Annotated in this window: 17 protein-coding genes; 8 read left to right on the forward strand and 9 right to left on the reverse strand. The window is 66.7% G+C overall.

Features of this window, described 5'->3' with window-relative positions; translation table 11 throughout:
- The coding region (locus JZ791_RS09665) for a LysR family transcriptional regulator (protein ID WP_308162867.1) at nucleotides 1-584 on the reverse strand (584 nt) is incomplete at its 3' end.
- 48 nt (nucleotides 585-632) lie between these two features.
- Between JZ791_RS09665 and JZ791_RS09670 the strand changes: the two genes are divergently transcribed.
- A complete protein-coding gene (locus tag JZ791_RS09670) occupies nucleotides 633-1,367 on the forward strand; it encodes an SDR family oxidoreductase (RefSeq protein ID WP_216893878.1) in 735 nt (244 codons plus the stop codon).
- A gap of 27 nt (nucleotides 1,368-1,394) precedes the next feature.
- Here the strand turns inward: JZ791_RS09670 and JZ791_RS09675 are convergent, their stop codons facing one another.
- Nucleotides 1,395-1,691 (reverse strand): putative quinol monooxygenase, encoded by a 297-nt coding sequence (locus JZ791_RS09675; protein WP_254205463.1) that lies wholly within the window; start codon nucleotides 1,689-1,691, stop codon nucleotides 1,395-1,397.
- Nucleotides 1,692-1,809: 118 nt separating this feature from the next.
- Here JZ791_RS09675 and JZ791_RS09680 point away from each other — a divergent pair, with 118 nt between their 5' ends.
- Nucleotides 1,810-2,772, forward strand: a complete 963-nt coding sequence (locus JZ791_RS09680) for a GlxA family transcriptional regulator (protein WP_216893879.1) — start codon at nucleotides 1,810-1,812, stop codon at nucleotides 2,770-2,772.
- A gap of 98 nt (nucleotides 2,773-2,870) precedes the next feature.
- Here the strand turns inward: JZ791_RS09680 and JZ791_RS09685 are convergent, their stop codons facing one another.
- Complete coding sequence (locus tag JZ791_RS09685) at nucleotides 2,871-3,341, reverse strand: anti-sigma factor antagonist (protein ID WP_216893880.1); 471 nt, start codon at nucleotides 3,339-3,341, stop codon at nucleotides 2,871-2,873.
- 255 nt (nucleotides 3,342-3,596) lie between these two features.
- On the opposite strand from JZ791_RS09685, the gene JZ791_RS09690 reads away from it, so the two are divergent.
- Entirely contained in the window at nucleotides 3,597-3,776 is a 180-nt protein-coding gene (locus JZ791_RS09690; RefSeq protein WP_216893881.1) for a hypothetical protein, read from the forward strand.
- Between the two features lie 9 nt (nucleotides 3,777-3,785).
- On the opposite strand, the gene JZ791_RS09695 is transcribed toward JZ791_RS09690, so the two are convergent.
- Nucleotides 3,786-4,313 (reverse strand): sigma-70 family RNA polymerase sigma factor, encoded by a 528-nt coding sequence (locus JZ791_RS09695; protein ID WP_216893882.1) that lies wholly within the window; start codon nucleotides 4,311-4,313, stop codon nucleotides 3,786-3,788.
- A 450-nt stretch (nucleotides 4,314-4,763) separates the two neighbouring features.
- On the opposite strand from JZ791_RS09695, the gene JZ791_RS09700 reads away from it, so the two are divergent.
- Nucleotides 4,764-6,278 (forward strand): MFS transporter, encoded by a 1,515-nt coding sequence (locus JZ791_RS09700; protein WP_216893883.1) that lies wholly within the window; start codon nucleotides 4,764-4,766, stop codon nucleotides 6,276-6,278.
- 384 nt (nucleotides 6,279-6,662) lie between these two features.
- Here JZ791_RS09700 and JZ791_RS09705 read toward each other — a convergent pair whose 3' ends face one another.
- Complete coding sequence (locus JZ791_RS09705) at nucleotides 6,663-7,199, reverse strand: NUDIX domain-containing protein (protein ID WP_216893884.1); 537 nt, start codon at nucleotides 7,197-7,199, stop codon at nucleotides 6,663-6,665.
- Between the two features lie 339 nt (nucleotides 7,200-7,538).
- Between JZ791_RS09705 and JZ791_RS09710 the strand changes: the two genes are divergently transcribed.
- The 3 genes from JZ791_RS09710 to JZ791_RS09720 all read left to right on the forward strand — a co-directional run bounded on the left by JZ791_RS09710 (nucleotide 7,539) and on the right by JZ791_RS09720 (nucleotide 9,301).
- On the forward strand, nucleotides 7,539-7,982 hold the full coding sequence (locus JZ791_RS09710) for a MarR family winged helix-turn-helix transcriptional regulator (RefSeq protein ID WP_216893950.1): 444 nt from the start codon (nucleotides 7,539-7,541) through the stop codon (nucleotides 7,980-7,982).
- 173 nt (nucleotides 7,983-8,155) lie between these two features.
- Entirely contained in the window at nucleotides 8,156-9,022 is an 867-nt protein-coding gene (locus tag JZ791_RS09715) for an SDR family oxidoreductase (protein WP_216893885.1), read from the forward strand.
- Nucleotides 9,023-9,127: 105 nt separating this feature from the next.
- The gene (locus JZ791_RS09720; protein ID WP_216893886.1) at nucleotides 9,128-9,301 is read left to right on the forward strand and encodes a hypothetical protein; all 174 of its coding nucleotides are present in this window, start codon (nucleotides 9,128-9,130) and stop codon (nucleotides 9,299-9,301) included.
- A gap of 115 nt (nucleotides 9,302-9,416) precedes the next feature.
- On the opposite strand, the gene JZ791_RS09725 is transcribed toward JZ791_RS09720, so the two are convergent.
- The 3 genes from JZ791_RS09725 to JZ791_RS09735 form a co-directional block, all read right to left on the reverse strand.
- Nucleotides 9,417-10,205 carry an SDR family NAD(P)-dependent oxidoreductase gene (locus JZ791_RS09725; RefSeq protein ID WP_216893887.1) on the reverse strand — a complete coding sequence of 263 codons (789 nt, stop codon included), beginning with the start codon at nucleotides 10,203-10,205 and terminating at the stop codon, nucleotides 9,417-9,419.
- A 48-nt stretch (nucleotides 10,206-10,253) separates the two neighbouring features.
- Nucleotides 10,254-11,798 carry a class I adenylate-forming enzyme family protein gene (locus JZ791_RS09730; protein ID WP_216893888.1) on the reverse strand — a complete coding sequence of 515 codons (1,545 nt, stop codon included), beginning with the start codon at nucleotides 11,796-11,798 and terminating at the stop codon, nucleotides 10,254-10,256.
- Nucleotides 11,799-11,893: 95 nt separating this feature from the next.
- Complete coding sequence (locus tag JZ791_RS09735; protein WP_216893889.1) at nucleotides 11,894-12,244, reverse strand: DoxX family protein; 351 nt, start codon at nucleotides 12,242-12,244, stop codon at nucleotides 11,894-11,896.
- 113 nt (nucleotides 12,245-12,357) lie between these two features.
- On the opposite strand from JZ791_RS09735, the gene JZ791_RS09740 reads away from it, so the two are divergent.
- Nucleotides 12,358-13,260, forward strand: a complete 903-nt coding sequence (locus JZ791_RS09740; protein WP_216893890.1) for a LysR family transcriptional regulator — start codon at nucleotides 12,358-12,360, stop codon at nucleotides 13,258-13,260.
- 20 nt (nucleotides 13,261-13,280) lie between these two features.
- On the opposite strand, the gene JZ791_RS09745 is transcribed toward JZ791_RS09740, so the two are convergent.
- Complete coding sequence (locus JZ791_RS09745; protein ID WP_216893891.1) at nucleotides 13,281-14,876, reverse strand: GMC oxidoreductase; 1,596 nt, start codon at nucleotides 14,874-14,876, stop codon at nucleotides 13,281-13,283.
- Between the last annotated feature and the right edge of the window lie 465 nt (nucleotides 14,877-15,341).

The following is a 15,341-nucleotide window of genomic DNA, read 5'->3' on the forward strand; positions in this document are numbered from 1 at the left end:
CCCAGGGGGTGGCCGGCGGGGAGGACAACGACCTGCTGGTCGTGCCTGAGTTCCTCGGTGTCGAATCCGGCTGTCGAGTCGAAGGGACGGTGTAGCAGGGCGACGTCGGCGCGGCCGTCGCGCAACATTTGCTCCTGTTCGGCTGGGCCACACAGGAGTACCTCGATGGCGGCGGCGTCCGGTTCGGCGGCGTATGCGGCGAGGAGCTTCGCCAATAGTTCGCTGGATGCGCCGGCCTTCGTCGCGAGGACTATCTCGGATCGAGGGGTCGCGGCGCGGCGGGTGCGGCGTTCGGCGGCCTCGGCCGCGTCCAGGACCGCCCGGGCCTCCTGGAGCAGCACCGATCCGGCCTCGGTCAGGGACACCGCGCGGCTGGTTCGGTGCAGCAGCGTCACCCCGAGCCGCCGTTCGAGCTGCCCGATCGACCGGGACAGCGGCGGCTGCGCCATGCCCAGCCGCTGTGCCGCGCGCCCGAAATGCAGTTCCTCGGCGACGGCGACGAAGTATCGCAACTCTCGCATCTCCACCATGCCATCGTATCCAGCGCTGACCGCGATCAATACCCGCGCGATATCGTTGCGCACCCGGTCGGTGTTGGACTCCTCCTCGGGGCCGGGACGAGGATCGACAACATGAGCGAACAGACGATCGCGCTGGTTACGGGCGCGAACAAAGGTATCGGATACGAGATCGCGGCGGGTTTGGGCGCCCTCGGCTGGAAGGTCGGCGTGGGGGCCCGCGACCAACAGCGTCGCGACACGGCGGTGGAGAAGCTGCGGGCCGCCGGGGTCGACGCGTTCGGCGTGCCGCTGGACGTCACCGACGACGCCAGCGTGAGCGCCGCCGCCGACCTGATCACCGAGCAGGCCGGCGGACTGGACGTCCTGGTCAACAACGCCGCGATTACCGGCAGCATGCCGCAGACGCCCACCACGGTCGACCCGGCGATCATCCGAGATGTCGTGGAAACCAACGTGATCGGTGTCATCCGCGTCACCAACGCGATGCTGCCGCTACTGCGCCGCTCGGCCTCGCCGCGGATCGTGAACATGTCCAGCAGCGTGGGATCGCTGACCCTGCAGACCACTCCCGGCGGCGAAACGGGCCCGATCTCCGCCGCCTACGCCCCTTCGAAAACCTTCCTCAACGCCATCACCGCCCAATACGTCAAGGAACTGAAGGAACTGGGCGACACCAAGATCCTGATCAACTCCGGCTGCCCCGGCTTCACCGCCACCGACCTCAACGGTTTCCGTGGCATCCGCACCCCGCAGCAGGGCGCGGCGATCGCGATCCACCTCGCCACCATCCCGGACGACGGCCCGAACGGCGAGTTCTTCGACGACGCCGGAATCGTGCCCTGGTGAGATAACTCGACCGCGCCGCCTGAGGGGCTAGGAACCCTTCACGCCGAGCAGATCGACCGGCGCGATCACCGGGGCGGAACTGAGCATGGTGCCCGCGATTTCCGTCAGCGCCGCCGCGATCTGGCCGGAGAGGTGGGCGTTGCGGCCCTGCTCGTCCTCGAAGGTGTCGAACACCCCGAAGGTGGTCGCGTCGGTGCGGAACGAATACCACGTGACGGTCTGCTGTTCCTGTTCGGCCAGCTTGGCCGCGTCGCGCAGGAGGGCCTCGACCTGATCCGCGTATTCCGCCTTGGCTTGGATTGTCGCCAGAAGACCGAGCTTCATCGTGATAGCTCCTCGAGGTGCGTTGGTTGTGCCGCCGGTTGCCGCACGTCGACGACGTTACGGACCGAAGAATCCGTACGACAGCGGCGGAAACGCCAAGTTTGATACCATTTCCGACATGGAGGTCGCGGTCCTGGTCTATGACGGCGTGTTCGACTCCGGACTCGCGGCGATGCTCGACGTCCTCGACGGCGCGAACGGCCTGGCTGCCGAGGTCGCGGATCCGCCGACATGGAACGTCGTCACAGTCGGGCTCCGGCCCGAGGTCAGGACCGGTGCGGGTCTCATGGTCACGGCCGAATCCTGTTCCCGCGTCGAGAGTGCGGATCTGCTGATCGTCCCCGCCGTGGCCGAGCGCAGACCTCCGCAGCTCCTGGATTTCATCAGTGGTATCGAGTCGGCGCCGATCCGGGATCTGATCGCCGCTACCTGTGCACGGGGCACCTCGATCGCCTCGGCGTGCACCGGAACCTTTCTGCTCGCAGAGGCGCGCGTGCTGGACGGGCATCGGGCTACGACGAGTTGGTGGCTCGCCCCGATCTTCCGCAACAGGTACCCGTCGGTCGACGTCGACCAGAGCAGCATGGTGATCGCCTCGGGCCGGATCACCACCGCGGCCGCGGCTTTCGGGCATGTAGATCTGGCGCTGTCGATCGTGCGGGACACCAGCCCCGCACTGGCCGATCTGGTCGCCCACTACCTGGTCGTGGACGAACGCCCGTCGCAGTCCGCGTACACCATCACCAGCGCGCTGGCGCAACACGATCCGACAGTCGCGGCGTTCGAGCGCTGGGTCCGCGAACACCTCGCGGACCCGATCAGCATCCCCGACGCCTCACGCCACCTGGGCATCAGTGAACGAACCCTCCAGCGCGCGGTCGGGAGCATCCTGGGCATCTCGCCCATTCGCTTCGTGCAGAACCTCCGCGTCGAGCGCGCCGCACACCTGCTCCGAACCACCGATCAGTCCCTGGAATCCATCGCCCGCAAGGTCGGCTACGAACACCCGAACACGCTGCGTGTACTCATCCGCCAACGCACGGGCAAGACCACAGCCGCCCTCCGCAGCACGTCGAGGTGACCAGCAGCAAACCCCGGAACCGAGCATCCTGGAAGACCGTCTGGAACGTGCAAGTACGGCGCGCTGACACTTGCGCTCGGCGACCCCGCTCGCCGAGATCAGTGGCAAACTTGGGGAGGTTGTGCGGAGCCGGAACTCACCGGCGGCGCGAGGCGCGACTCCGCGGCGATCAGCGCCGAGTCCACACCCGAGTAGCTCGGCAATTTCTCACTCAGACCGGCCACCGTGATCAGCCGCACGATAGCGGGCTGATCGCCTGCCAGATGCAGGGCAATGCCGTGACGTCGGCATCGGTCCGCCTCGTCGGCCAGCACGCCGAGTGCCGTGCAACTCATGAATTCGATCCCGGTGGTGTCCAGGACGATCGGTCCCGGCGGTTCGGCCGCGGCGGACGCCTGACGAATCAGCCGTTGCCAGATTTGCAGGGTGTACGCGTCGATTTCTCCCCGTGGACGCAGTACCACTGCGGTGCCCCGACGATCGGTGGTCGCGGACAGCCTGTCGGCGGCGCTGTCGGCGGCCGTCGTACAGGGGATGGTCACACGCGGGGTACGCGGAGAGATGCGCATCGTGCACTCCTACCGGAGGGGGCGCGTCGGCGCCCTGGCGCCGGGCCGGTCCCGTGGTTTCGAAACTGACCCGTTTGTCTTTCGTAGCACGTGCGCGCACGTCTGGACAAGGTCACCTTGCGTAGGTATGTAACGAGCGGGCCTCGATTCCCACTCGCCGCAGGCGGATTGACTTCCGGTCAGCGGGGTAGAGCGCCACCGGGCGCCGACGGCGCCACGCTGGAAGATTCGTGATCGGCAAGGAAGGAATCTCGCATGCAGCTCACTCGAGGCTCGGTGGTCGCCCGCACCGACGGCAAGGGCGATCGTTCGCCGATGCTTGTGCGGGCCGTCCGTTATGGGCCGATTCCGTACGCGGAGGTCGAGCCCGTCGACGGTGGCGACCGCAGGGCCGTCCTGCTCACGGAGATAGAACGCGATTTCCAGGTCGAATGATCGTTGCGGTCAGCTGTCACGGGTGACGCCCTGGGCGATACAGGCCTGGCGGAGTTCTCGCAGCGCGTAGTGCAGTCGTGATTTGACCGTGCCCGGCGCGATGGCGAGGTCGGCGGCGATGGCCTCGGTGGTGGCGCGGCGGTAGTAGGCGTGCACGATGACCTCGCGATGACGAAGGCTGAGTGTCGCCAAGGCGCGTCGGATGACCAGGGTGTCGGCAATCTGCGCGCACGGGTCGTCGACTGGGCGGTCGAGTTGGGTGTCGGTGGCGAATTCGCGGCGTCGCCGGGCCCGTCGCAGCTCGTCGTAGGCGAGGTTGCGGGCCACGGTGAACAGCCATGCGCGCAGGTTCGAGGCGGGCTGGTTCAATACGGTCTGGCGTTGCCACAGTCGTAGCAGGGTGTCCTGAACGATCTCCTCGGCACGTCCTGGATCGCCGACCAGGCTGACGGCGAAGCGGCGCAGCGGGTGATGGAATTGCCGGTCGACCTGGCCGAGGCGATCCGGCCGACCTGGAGAGACAACTAGCTGATTCATCACACCTCACACTGCCGACTACACGGGCTCAGGGTGCGCAGTACCCGCAATCCGGTCTCGCACACAGGGCCAGCTCTCCAGTGGTGCATGCGATAGCCGGCCGCGTGCTCGATATGTGTGTTCGTGCATGGAAACAGAAAGTGTGGGTAGCACTGGGGAGGTGCGAAGGCGGCATATCCACCGGTGCCCCGCACACTTGGCCCTGTCCGTTCGTGTGATCCGAGGAGGAGTGTCTCGATGACCGCGACACCCGATGACATTGACGACGATCAGCGCAGGCTGACCACTGTCGCGCTGGTGTACACGCTCGAGATGTAGGAGTCGCGCAATGCCACGGCGTTCAGCGGCTGCGTCCGGTGTGGATTGCGGCCCTTGCGAATCCGGCGCTGAGCCCGGCATACATACTGGGGCTCGAGGTAATTCGGCGGTCTTTCCGGGGGTAGGTTGCCGATGAGCGAGCCGGATTCGATTGATCGAGACGAGGCTCTTCGCGACGAGCCGGATCCGCGCCGGTGGAAGGCGCTCGCGGTCACACTGGCCGCTGGATTCATGACACTGCTCGATGTCAGCATCGTCAACGTCGCCCTGCCATCCATTCAACGCGGCCTGCACGCGTCCTCGGCCGGTGCGCAATGGGTGGTGACCGGCTATGCGCTGACCTTCGGCTTGGCGTTGGTCGCCGGGGGACGACTCGGTGATCTGGTCGGCCGGCGCAGGATGTTCCTGATCGCGCTCACGGGCTTCGTCCTGACCAGCGCCGCGGCCGGCGCCGCGCCCAACGAACTGCTGCTGATCGGCGCGCGGCTGCTACAGGGCCTGACGGCCGGGATGCTGACCCCGCAGAACACCGGATTGATCCAGAGCCTGTTCCAGGGCGCCGAACGCGGCCGTGCGTTCGGCATCTTCGGCTCCACGATCGGCGTGTCCACCGCCGCGGGGCCGGTGATCGGCGGCGCGATCCTCACCGGATTCGGTCCGGACACCGGCTGGCGCTGGATCTTCTACGTGAACGTGCCGATCGGAATTCTGGCGCTCGTACTGGCCGCGCGTCTGGTGCCGGGCGCACCACCGCGGCAGTTCGCACTCCGCTCGCAGATCGACTTCGTCGGCGCCGCGCTGCTCGGACTGGCGGTGGTGTGCGTGCTGTTGCCGCTCGTGCAGTCCACCACCGGTGGTACGCCGCTGCTGTGGGCGCTGCTGCCGGTGGCCGTCGCCTGCGGGTGGTGGTTCGTGCTCTGGGAAGGCCGGGTGCGGCGCCGTTCCGGCAATCCGTTGCTGGACCTGCGCCTGTTCACCCAGGCCCCGGGTTACGCGTCGGGGATCGCGCTGGGCACGGTGTACTTCTGCGGGTTCAGTGGCATCTGGCTGGTCTTGGCGATCTTCCTGCAAAACGGGCTCGGTTACTCCCCGCTGCGTTCCGGCCTGACGGTGACTCCCTTCGCGATCGGCTCCGCCGTGACGGCGGTGGTGGCCGGGAGGCTGGTCGAACGCTGGGGGCGTCGGCTGACCATCGCCGGGCTTGTCATGTTGATCGCCGGGCTCGGTACCGCGGCCGCGGTGATCTCGGCGGTAGATCCGGCGAACACCGAATTCGCCATTGCCGCACCGTTGTTCATCGCGGGCGTCGGCGGCGGATGCGTCGTGTCACCCAATATCACGCTGACCCTGGAACGCGTGCCCACCCGAATGGCGGGCGCGGCGGGCGGCGCGCTACAGACCGGCCAGCGCATCGGCACCGCCATCGGCACGGCCGCACTGGCCGCCGGTTATCGTCTGACACTGAGCCTTACCGGCCAGCACTATTCGCTCGCGGCGACGGCTGCGCTGCTGTGCGCGGTGGGATTCATGCTCATCGCCCTGGTACTCGCCGTGCTGGAACTGCGCGCGAGAACCTCACGTGACAAAACCGGCCGCCGCGGACAGGATCTGGACGATCAGGTCTCCGCGTGCGACGTCCAACGCTGAACGCCCCGCGTATCCGCATGATTTCACGAGGAATGACGCACAGGCGATTCGGGAGCAATCGGACGGGTATGCCGATCATGTCGGCCTCGTAGGATTCGATCCGAGGCCGACACGGATGTGCCAGATCACGCCGAAGCGGAACCCGTGCACCATCAACGACGATGGAGTACTCAACGGCGAGTCGCATGCAGGAGACCGAACCGGCGTCGTGAACGACACATCCGGCCGAAAGCGAACGACCGATGTCCGTGATCGGCCGCGGCCCGTACCGGGCCGCGGCGATCCGGCCACGTGAACAGGTGCAGGCAGGGGATGCGGTCGACCTGGCCCGGACTGCTCGAATCACTGCCAGTGGAGGATTTCCGGTAGCAGGCCGTGAGCTGACTACACGTCGAGACTGAGCGCGCGATAGATCGCGACCACGGTGGCCGCGCCGACGATCTCGCCGCGATCGATCATCGCCGCCGCTTCTTCCAGTGGTATCCAGCGAATGTCCTCGGCCTCGTTGATGTCGGGTTCGGTGTCGGTGAGATCGGCGCCATGGGCGAGGTAGATCTCCTGGGGCTGATCCAGGCTGCCGATCGAGGGCTGATAGGTGACCAAATGCTGCATCGAGCGCGGCCGCCAGCCGGTCTCCTCCTGGACCTCACGGGCGGCGGCTGCCGCAACGTCTTCGGCGTCATCGACATAGCCACCGGGCAACTCCCACACCCATCTGTCGATGATGAACCGATGCCGGTACATCAACAGAGCTTCGCGATTCTCGTTGAGTACCAGTGTCATTGCGCAGCGGGGCATCCGCGCCACGTACTGTGTGAATGTCACGCCGTCGGGCAATTCGACATCGACGGTGGACAACCGGATGTGCCGGTTCTCGTCGACAACCTTCTCGCCGTGGATCTTCCACTGAGTGCGTTTCACGGCCCGACCCTACGCCCGGCCGGGGGGCGCACTCAGTCATGTGCCTCCGGTGACCAGGGCCCGCTTGCCCGCCAGGCTCAAGGTCGATGTCATGGCGTTACCTACTTTCCCGGCCGTCCGCTCCTTGTCGGGGCCGACAGTCGTATTAGTCAGTAGTATTTACTAATGTAGGCGTACGGTAGCGCTGGCGACAAACCAGCGGGCACGAAGTCGTTGAGGGGTCGATGGGGCGATGCGGCGCGTGCGTCGACGCGGTCGGGTCGGTGGCGATCCGGCTGGGCAGGGGTGACGTAGGGTGTGAACCTCGTGGATCAGGTGGGCGACGGAGCCGAGAGCGGTATGGACGACGAGCAGCGGGTTGATCTTGGGGTGTTGTTGTTCATCCCTTATCGGTATGCCGAGGATCGGATTTTCCGGGCGTTGCAGGATGCCGGGTTCGACGATTGGACCCTTGTTCAGTGCCGGGTGTTCCAACGCGTCGCCCCGGACGGTTCGCGGCTCACGGATCTTGCTGACCAGGCGCAAATGACCAAACAGAGCGCCGGTGTGCTGGTGGATCAATTGGAACGCCTGGGCTATGTCCGCCGGGTTCCCGATCCTGCGGATGGACGTGCCCGGCTGATCGTGATCGAGGAACGTGGCCGGCGGGCGGTCGAGGTGGCCGCGGCGACACTCGACGAGATCCTCTCGGAGTGGAAGACCTACCTGGGTACCCGCAACTTCGCGTTGTTGCATCAGATTCTGGATCAACTCCGCGAGATCACCGACCCCTACGAGGGGTAAACCCGGCCGTGCCGAGTCGGCCGCCCGCGATCCCGTTCGCCTCGAGCCGACGTCTACCGGCTTCGAATCAGTCTTGACTTTAGTCAGGAATACTGACTAAAGTTGTGGTGGATCGGCTGACCGAGCGCCGCCGATCTTCACTCACACCGCACCTTTATCGACGGGAAACAACCATGTCCACTGTCATCACCGGAGCATCTGGTCATCTCGGCCGGCTCGTTGTCGATCAACTCCTCGCGGCCGGAACGCCGTCGGCTCGGATCGTGGCCACCGGCCGGGACGTCGGCACACTCACCGACCTCGCACAGCAGGGAGTGACGGTGCGGCGGGCGGACTTCGCCGACCCGACCACCCTCGAGGACGCTTTCGCGGGCGCCGACGCGATGCTGCTGGTCTCGACGACGACGGTCGGGGAGCGATTCGAGAACGCCCGTAACGCCATCGACGCGGCGGTCCGAGCGGGAGTATCCCGGATCGTGTACACCAGCCTCGTCAACGCATCGACCGCGCGGATGACGCTCGCGGACGAACATCGCCGTACCGAGGACTACCTGCGTGAGAGCGGTTCGGCGTTCGTCGTCCTGCGTAACGGGTGGTATTTGGAGAACTACACCGACCAGCTCCCGATGATCACTCAGTACCACGCGTTGCTGGGTAGCGGGCAAGACGGTCTCGTGAGCGCGGCCGGCCGAAGCGATTTGGCGGCCGCCGCGGTAGCGGTGCTGACGCAGGACGGGCACCTCGGAGCGACCTACGAGCTGGGTGGAACGCCGTTCACCCTGACCGAACTCGCCGCCACGATCAGCGACGTCCTGGGCACTCCCATCGCCTACCGGGACATGTCGGTCGCCGACTACACCGCCACCCTGACCGCTGCCGGACTGCCCCCGCAGATGGCCGCCGCGGTCGCCGATGCCGATGCGGGTCTGGCGCGCGGCGAGTTGTTCACCGCGAGTGAGGACTTGGTGAAACTTATCGGCCGACCGGCAACCACCGCGTACGAAGCCTTCCAGCACGCCGTGACCGTCGAGCAGTCGTGATGAGCGCCTCCGGATCCCGCGTCGATACCCACGAGATGGTTCTGATTCACCGCGTCATCCGGCGTGAGTTCGGCAGGCTTCCCCGGCTGTTCCGCTCCGCGGCCGATGACCGCGCGCGATCCTCTGCTGCGCGAGCGAGCTGCCCTCGACCCGGAGCTGATGGACCGGATGGATGCGCAGCACGCGCAGGCCGACGACGCCGTCGGGGACTGGTCATGGTCGGCCACATCACCGAGGAAGCCGATGACGCGGAACGAAACCACCGCGATCCGCAGCTGACCCATCTCGTCGCCGTCAACGCCATCGGCAGCCGGGAATCCGGATGTCCGCTGCGGCAATATGATTCGCTCAGGCGGTAGGGCGTGGACGGCGGTGGCCGTTGCCGGGAGACGGCCTATCCGGCGGCCGTTCGCAGGGCGGATGCCATGGCGGTGAGGGCGGCGTCGCGGGGCATCGACAGGAGTTGGCGGAATTGTGCTCGGTAGTGTTCGCTCGGGATGTAAGTGGGTCCGTGGTGCAGGTTTTCCAGGGTGGAGCGGGCTACGTCGTCCGGTGACATCAGATCCTGGAGAGTTGTGGGATCGATGCCTTGGAGGCGGGGGGCCTCGGTATCGGTTGCGCCGGGGCACAGGGTGAGGACTTCGATGCCCGCTGGGGTCAGTTCGGCCCAGAGGGCCTCGCCGAGGGCGTTCATGTAGGCCTTCGTCGCCGAGTATCCGGCGGAGAAGGGGCAGCCGATGAGTCCCTCGACCGAGCTGGTGAAAACGATTCCGCCGCGGCCGCGCTGCTTCAGGTGCGGGATGAAACCGTGCGCCAGCTGGGTGGGGGCGTGGCAGTTGACCGTCAGCATCGCGGACAGCGTGTCGGCGTCGCCCTCCTCGAACGGTCCTTTCACTCCGAAACCGGCGTTGCTGATCAGCAGGCCCACGTCGAGTGTGGCGGCGGCCTGCACCACCTGTTGCGGCGCCGCGGGATCGGACAGGTCGGCCTGCTGCACGGTCACGGCGACGCCGTGGGTCGCGCGCAGTTCATCGGCGAGTTCGTGCAATCGGTCGAGCCTGCGGGCGACGAGTACGAGATCGAGCCCGCGCGAAGCCAATTGGGTGGCGAAGGAGCGGCCGATGCCCGAGGATGCGCCGGTCACCAAAGCCACCGGCCCGTACCGGTGTGCGAAATCGTCCATGTGTGGGTCTGGCCTTTCGAAATCGATTGTCGTGCTGAGACTCTGGGGCTATTTCAGGGTGCCGTCCGCGATCATGGTACGTAAGCGTCGGCGGTCCAGCTTGCCGGAGGGCAGAATGGGGATCTGGTCGCTCGTCGCGGTGATCCAGCGGGTCGGGACCTTGTACACCGACAGTTGGGTGCGGGTGCGGGCGGCGAGCGCGTCGAGGTCGATGTCCGGATCGGCGACAACCACGGCGCATACCTCCTGGCCCCGCGTCGCGTGCTCGATCCCGACGACCAGGCACTGCGCGACCTCGTCGAATCCCTCGACGACCGCCTCGACCTCGCGCGGTGAGACGTTGGCGCCGGCGGCCTTGATCATGTCGTCGGTGCGGCCGACATAGAACAGGCGTGGGTCGTCGGCGATGCGGTAGACCCGGTCGCCGGTGTGGAACCAGCCGTCGGCGTCGAAGGTCTCCCAGCGTTCGCGCTTGTTGTAGCCGGCCATCATCCCGATGCCCCGGATCAGCAGTTCGCCGACCGTTCCCTCCGGGGTTTCGAAACCGTCCTGGTCCACGATCCGGATGTCGGTGTGCGCGAAGCTCCCCGCGGTCTCGGTCATGGTGCGGTGCACGGGAAATCGGTCCGGCACCCCGGCCATCGCGATGTCGAGCGGGCCGTCACGCAATGAGGGGGCGCTCGAAAGGTCACGATCGGCGAAGCCGGGATGCTCGCGCAGGCGCTGGGTGAAGGCCGGCCAGCCGATGACGCCGGTGGCACGTTCTCGTTCGATCAGATCCAGCGCGGCCCCGGGATCCAGGCGGGGCAGCAGCAGGAGGGTGGCGGGTTCGTGCAGCGCTCCGGTGACGGCGAGCAGGCCGCCGACCCAGAACAACGGCATCGCCGTCAGTACTCTCGGGGCGGTGGCGACGGTGGTGACCTGCCGGATCGCGGCCGTCCACGTGCCGGTCTGCCGGACCAGAGTGCCGTGGGTGTGCAGGACGCCCTTCGGATCGGCGGTCGACCCCGAGGTGTGGATCATGATCGCCGGATCGGCCGGGAATACCTCGCCCTCGACCGCGGCCAGAATCTGCGGCGAGACCTCGGGCAGATCGTCGGTCCACGGGGTCGCCCACGCCGGTACGGAGTCCGCCGTCACGATGATCTCGCGCAGGTACGGTGCGTCCGGGCACTGCAATCGCCCGGACCGCTGGGTGCTCAGGCCCTCGAGCGCGGCCTCGAACACCTCGGCGGTATCGACGGCGAGCACTCGGTCCGGGGCCACGAGTACATCGATATCGGCCAGGCGCAGCACCTTCCGGATCTCGGCCGGGGCATACAGGGTGCTGAGCGGAACCGCTATCGCGCCGATGCGACAGACCGCCAGCCACCAGATCACCCACTCGGCGCCGCTGGTGAAGAACAGCCCGACGCGCGTGCCCTTGCCTACGCCGGCATGCAGCAACCGGCGTGCGATGCGGCTCGAATGTTGCTCGGCCGCAGTGTAGGTGAGCCGTTCGCCGGGCGTCACGACGTATTCTTCGAGGCCGAATTCCCGAGCGCTGCGCCGGAGCAGTTCCGGGATGGTCGGGCGGGGTTCTGGATCGGGCACATACGCATTCTAGATTGTAATTCTCAATTGAGGAGAGTGGCATTCTCGCAAATGGTCGCAGAGAGGTATGCGGAGTCGGCCGAACCGTGGGCCTTCTACTGCGCGAGGGCCAGGACCAGGGAACCTACGGCGAACGCGAAATAGGTTGCCGGGAACGCGATGTTGTGGAAAACACGGGCGCGGACGTGGACGATCAGAGCGCCGATGAAGAACAGGACCAGCCCGATCGAGGCGGCGATGCCGAGCGGGCGCCCTCCCAGGAGTCCGAGTACCAGCCCGACGGCTCCCGCCGCCTTCAGAACGCCGGTGATGGGGACCCAGGACGGCGCGACTCCCACCTCTGCCGAGTTGGCGAGGACGAACTCGGCTCGGGCGAAGTCGGCGACGGCTATCGCGCCGTTGAGGGCGATGGTGACGATCGTGACGGTCAGATAGGCGAGGAACACGCGTGACTCCGGTCGGGTTCGGTGGCGAATCGGGCTGGCTGTTGCCGCCTGGTGATTCGAGCGTCCTCGATCGCGGCTTTCGCGTCCAATACCTGCACCTATAACCTGATCGCATGGATGTGGACACGCGGTTGTTGCGATACTTCGCCGCCGTGGCGAAGGCAGGGAGCCTGACCCGCGCCGCGGAGGAGTTGTTCGTATCGCAGCCCGCGCTGACCAAGCAGATCAAGCAGTTGGAGGACCAGCTCGGGGTGCGGTTGTTCACCCGGTCCCGATCGGGCATGGCACTGACCGAACCGGGCCGGGCGCTCGCCCAGCTGGCGCCGGACGTGCTGAACAGCTGGGATCGGGCGCAGACGGAGACGAGGGGCGCCGCGAGCAGAGCGGCGCGCGTGCTGCGGATCGGTTTCGTCGCCAGCGCGGCCAACGAGCTCACTCAGCTCATCATCGCGGATTTCACCCGGCGCAGGCCGGGTTGGCGAGTCGAGATGCGGCAGGGAGCGTGGTCGAACCCGACTGCGGGGCTGATCGACGGGGAAGTCGATGTCGCGCTGTTGCGGCTACCGTTTCCCGGTCAGGAGGGACTTCGGGTGGAGTCGTTGCTGACCGAGCCGCGCGGGGTCCTGTTGCCCGCCACGCACCCTTTGGCCGAGCGCGACCACATCGACTTTCGTGATCTATGGGACGAGCCGTTCGTCGCCGCCCCGGCGGAAACCGGTGTGTGGCGCGAATTCTGGCTGGCAGCAGAGGAGCGCGAGGGCCACCCGATACGGATCGGCGCGGTCACCGATCGTACCGACGAATGGCTGATCGCCATCGCCAACGGTTATGGCGTCGCTCTGGCCCCCGAATCCTCGGCTCGCTTCAACGCCCGTCCCGGCGTCGTCTACCGGCCTGTCAGCGGTGTGAGTCCCACGCGGGTCGGCGTCGCCTGGCGGCGCACCGAAGATGCCAACCCGGTCGTCCAGGACTTCGTCCGCAGCTGTCTGGACCACCGGGAGGTACTGCCCGCGTGACGATTACGATCGACCGGTGCTCAGATGATGGCGCCGACATCCTGTGTCACCAGGGTGTCCAGGGCGTGTTCGGCGATGGCCGCGATACTCATCGACGGATTGCAGGCCGCGCAGTTGCCCGGGAGCAGCGCGCCGTCCAGGACGTACAGGCCGCGTTGGCCGTGGACCCGGCCGTTCACATCGCACACCGGTCCCATGCTCGCGCCGCCCAGTGCGTGCCAGGTCGAGGGCGCGACGGCGTTGGTGTCGGTGAGAATGCCCGCGGGACCGGCGATCCGGTGGGCGAGGGGACCGATCGTGCCGTTCTGGATGACGGCGTCGCCCTCCTTGGGCCAGCGCAGCACCGCGTTGTCGGTGGCGGCGTCGTAGTCGAATCGGCCTCGTGCGTCGCTCACCCCGTAGCCGACCATCATGGTGGTACGTATGTCCATGCCCGCGGGCGGGATGGATGCCTGGATGACCGTGGCGGCCCTCGTCGGGTCGTCCCAGTTGAGGCTGCCGTAGACGACCGGGCCGCCCTGCGGATAGCCGAAATCGGTGTCCAGACTGGTCCAGGTGTAGATCCGGTCGGCGTTGGTGCCCCAGTTCCCGCCGAGGCCCTCGGGCATGTCCGGGATCTTTCCCTTCGCGGCCGCGCGCACCAGAAGCCTTGTGGTGTTGAGGCTTCCGGCGGCCATGACCAGAGTCTTGGTGGTGAGGATCTTGTGTTCCAGGACCTTGCCCGAGGCGTCGGTCCGGTCCACGTAGACCGTCCAGCGACCGTCGGCGGCGCGTTCCACATCGGTGACGTGGTGCAGCGTGGCGACCTGAACGCGGCCGGTGGCCTCCGCGGCGGCGATGTAGGTGACGTCGACGGAGTGCTTACCTCCGTTGTTCACCCCCAGCGCTCCGTCGCCGTTGGTGTACGAGGGCTTCATCAGCCCGCGGATTTCCGCCAGCGCGTATCTCCAGTCGATCGGCATCGGGATCTTCGAGACCGGAAGTCCGGCGCGTTCGGCATGCTGTTTGAAATCCCGGACGACCTTGTAGTTCGGTGTGTTGATCAGTTCGTCGGGTGCGACGGCGATTTGCAGCATCTGCGCCACGCGAGGGTAGTGGACGCGATTCAGCGTGGCCCAATCAAGCTCGCTCGGGAATTGGGTGTAGAAGGCGGCCTCGGTGGGTTGCAGCGTCATTCCCTGGTAGACCAGTGATCCGCCGCCGACGCCCGCCGCGCACAGTGCCGTCATATTGTCGCCGGACACCGTCTCGAGCAGTCCCGCGTAGGGCTCGAGGGCCACGGGCTTTCCGAACAGCTGGGGATCGGATTGGTACCAGAGCATCCGCTTGTCGGGTGCGGACGCGTGCGGGAACGTCTCCATGTTCGGCCCTGTGGGCCAGCGTAATCCGCGTTCCAGCAGCAACACGGGCACACCGGCCCGGGCCAGCCGCAGGGCGGTGACGCCGCCGCCGAATCCGGACCCGATCACCACGACGCGATGGTCCTCGCGGACAACGCGGATGCGGCCTACCTGTGTCGCGATTCCGGCGCGTGCGGTGGCCGAACCGGCACTCGCCAGGGCGATTCCGGCGCCGGCCATTCCGCCGAGCAGGGATCGCCGGGTGATCGTGGGCATATGACCTCCGTACCGCGGGAGTCGAATCCCACGAATCTCGATGACGAACACCACCGACCCACGGGCGCCGGGTTGTGGAAGGCCTCCCGCGAACTGATGGGGTTGGTAGGTATCCGCGGGAGGCCTGAACCCGTCGACGATGGGGTTGGGTGCGTACGAGGGGTCGTCGACGGGGGTGTGTGTGCGGCGGACCGGTGCGTTCCGCCGCGGGTCGGGTTGGTGCGGGCTTCGTCGGCGTCCTGTGTCACGGGTCGCCGAAGCAGTTGGCAGTGTGCCGGTCTAATGCCGTTGTCGCGGAGTGTCTTCCGCTGAGTGGGATGGCGGATTCGCGCGCGTGACCGGAATGGGCATGGTTGTTCGCGAGGTGGGCGGCAGCGGCTGTTCCGATGAGCGGAAGAAACTTGATATCTACTGTAGTGGAACACTATTCGATCGATCTGAGCGCTGTGAAGTCTCACATCCACG

Source organism: Nocardia alni, from assembly GCF_019038435.1.
GTDB classification, from domain to species: domain Bacteria; phylum Actinomycetota; class Actinomycetes; order Mycobacteriales; family Mycobacteriaceae; genus Nocardia; species Nocardia alni.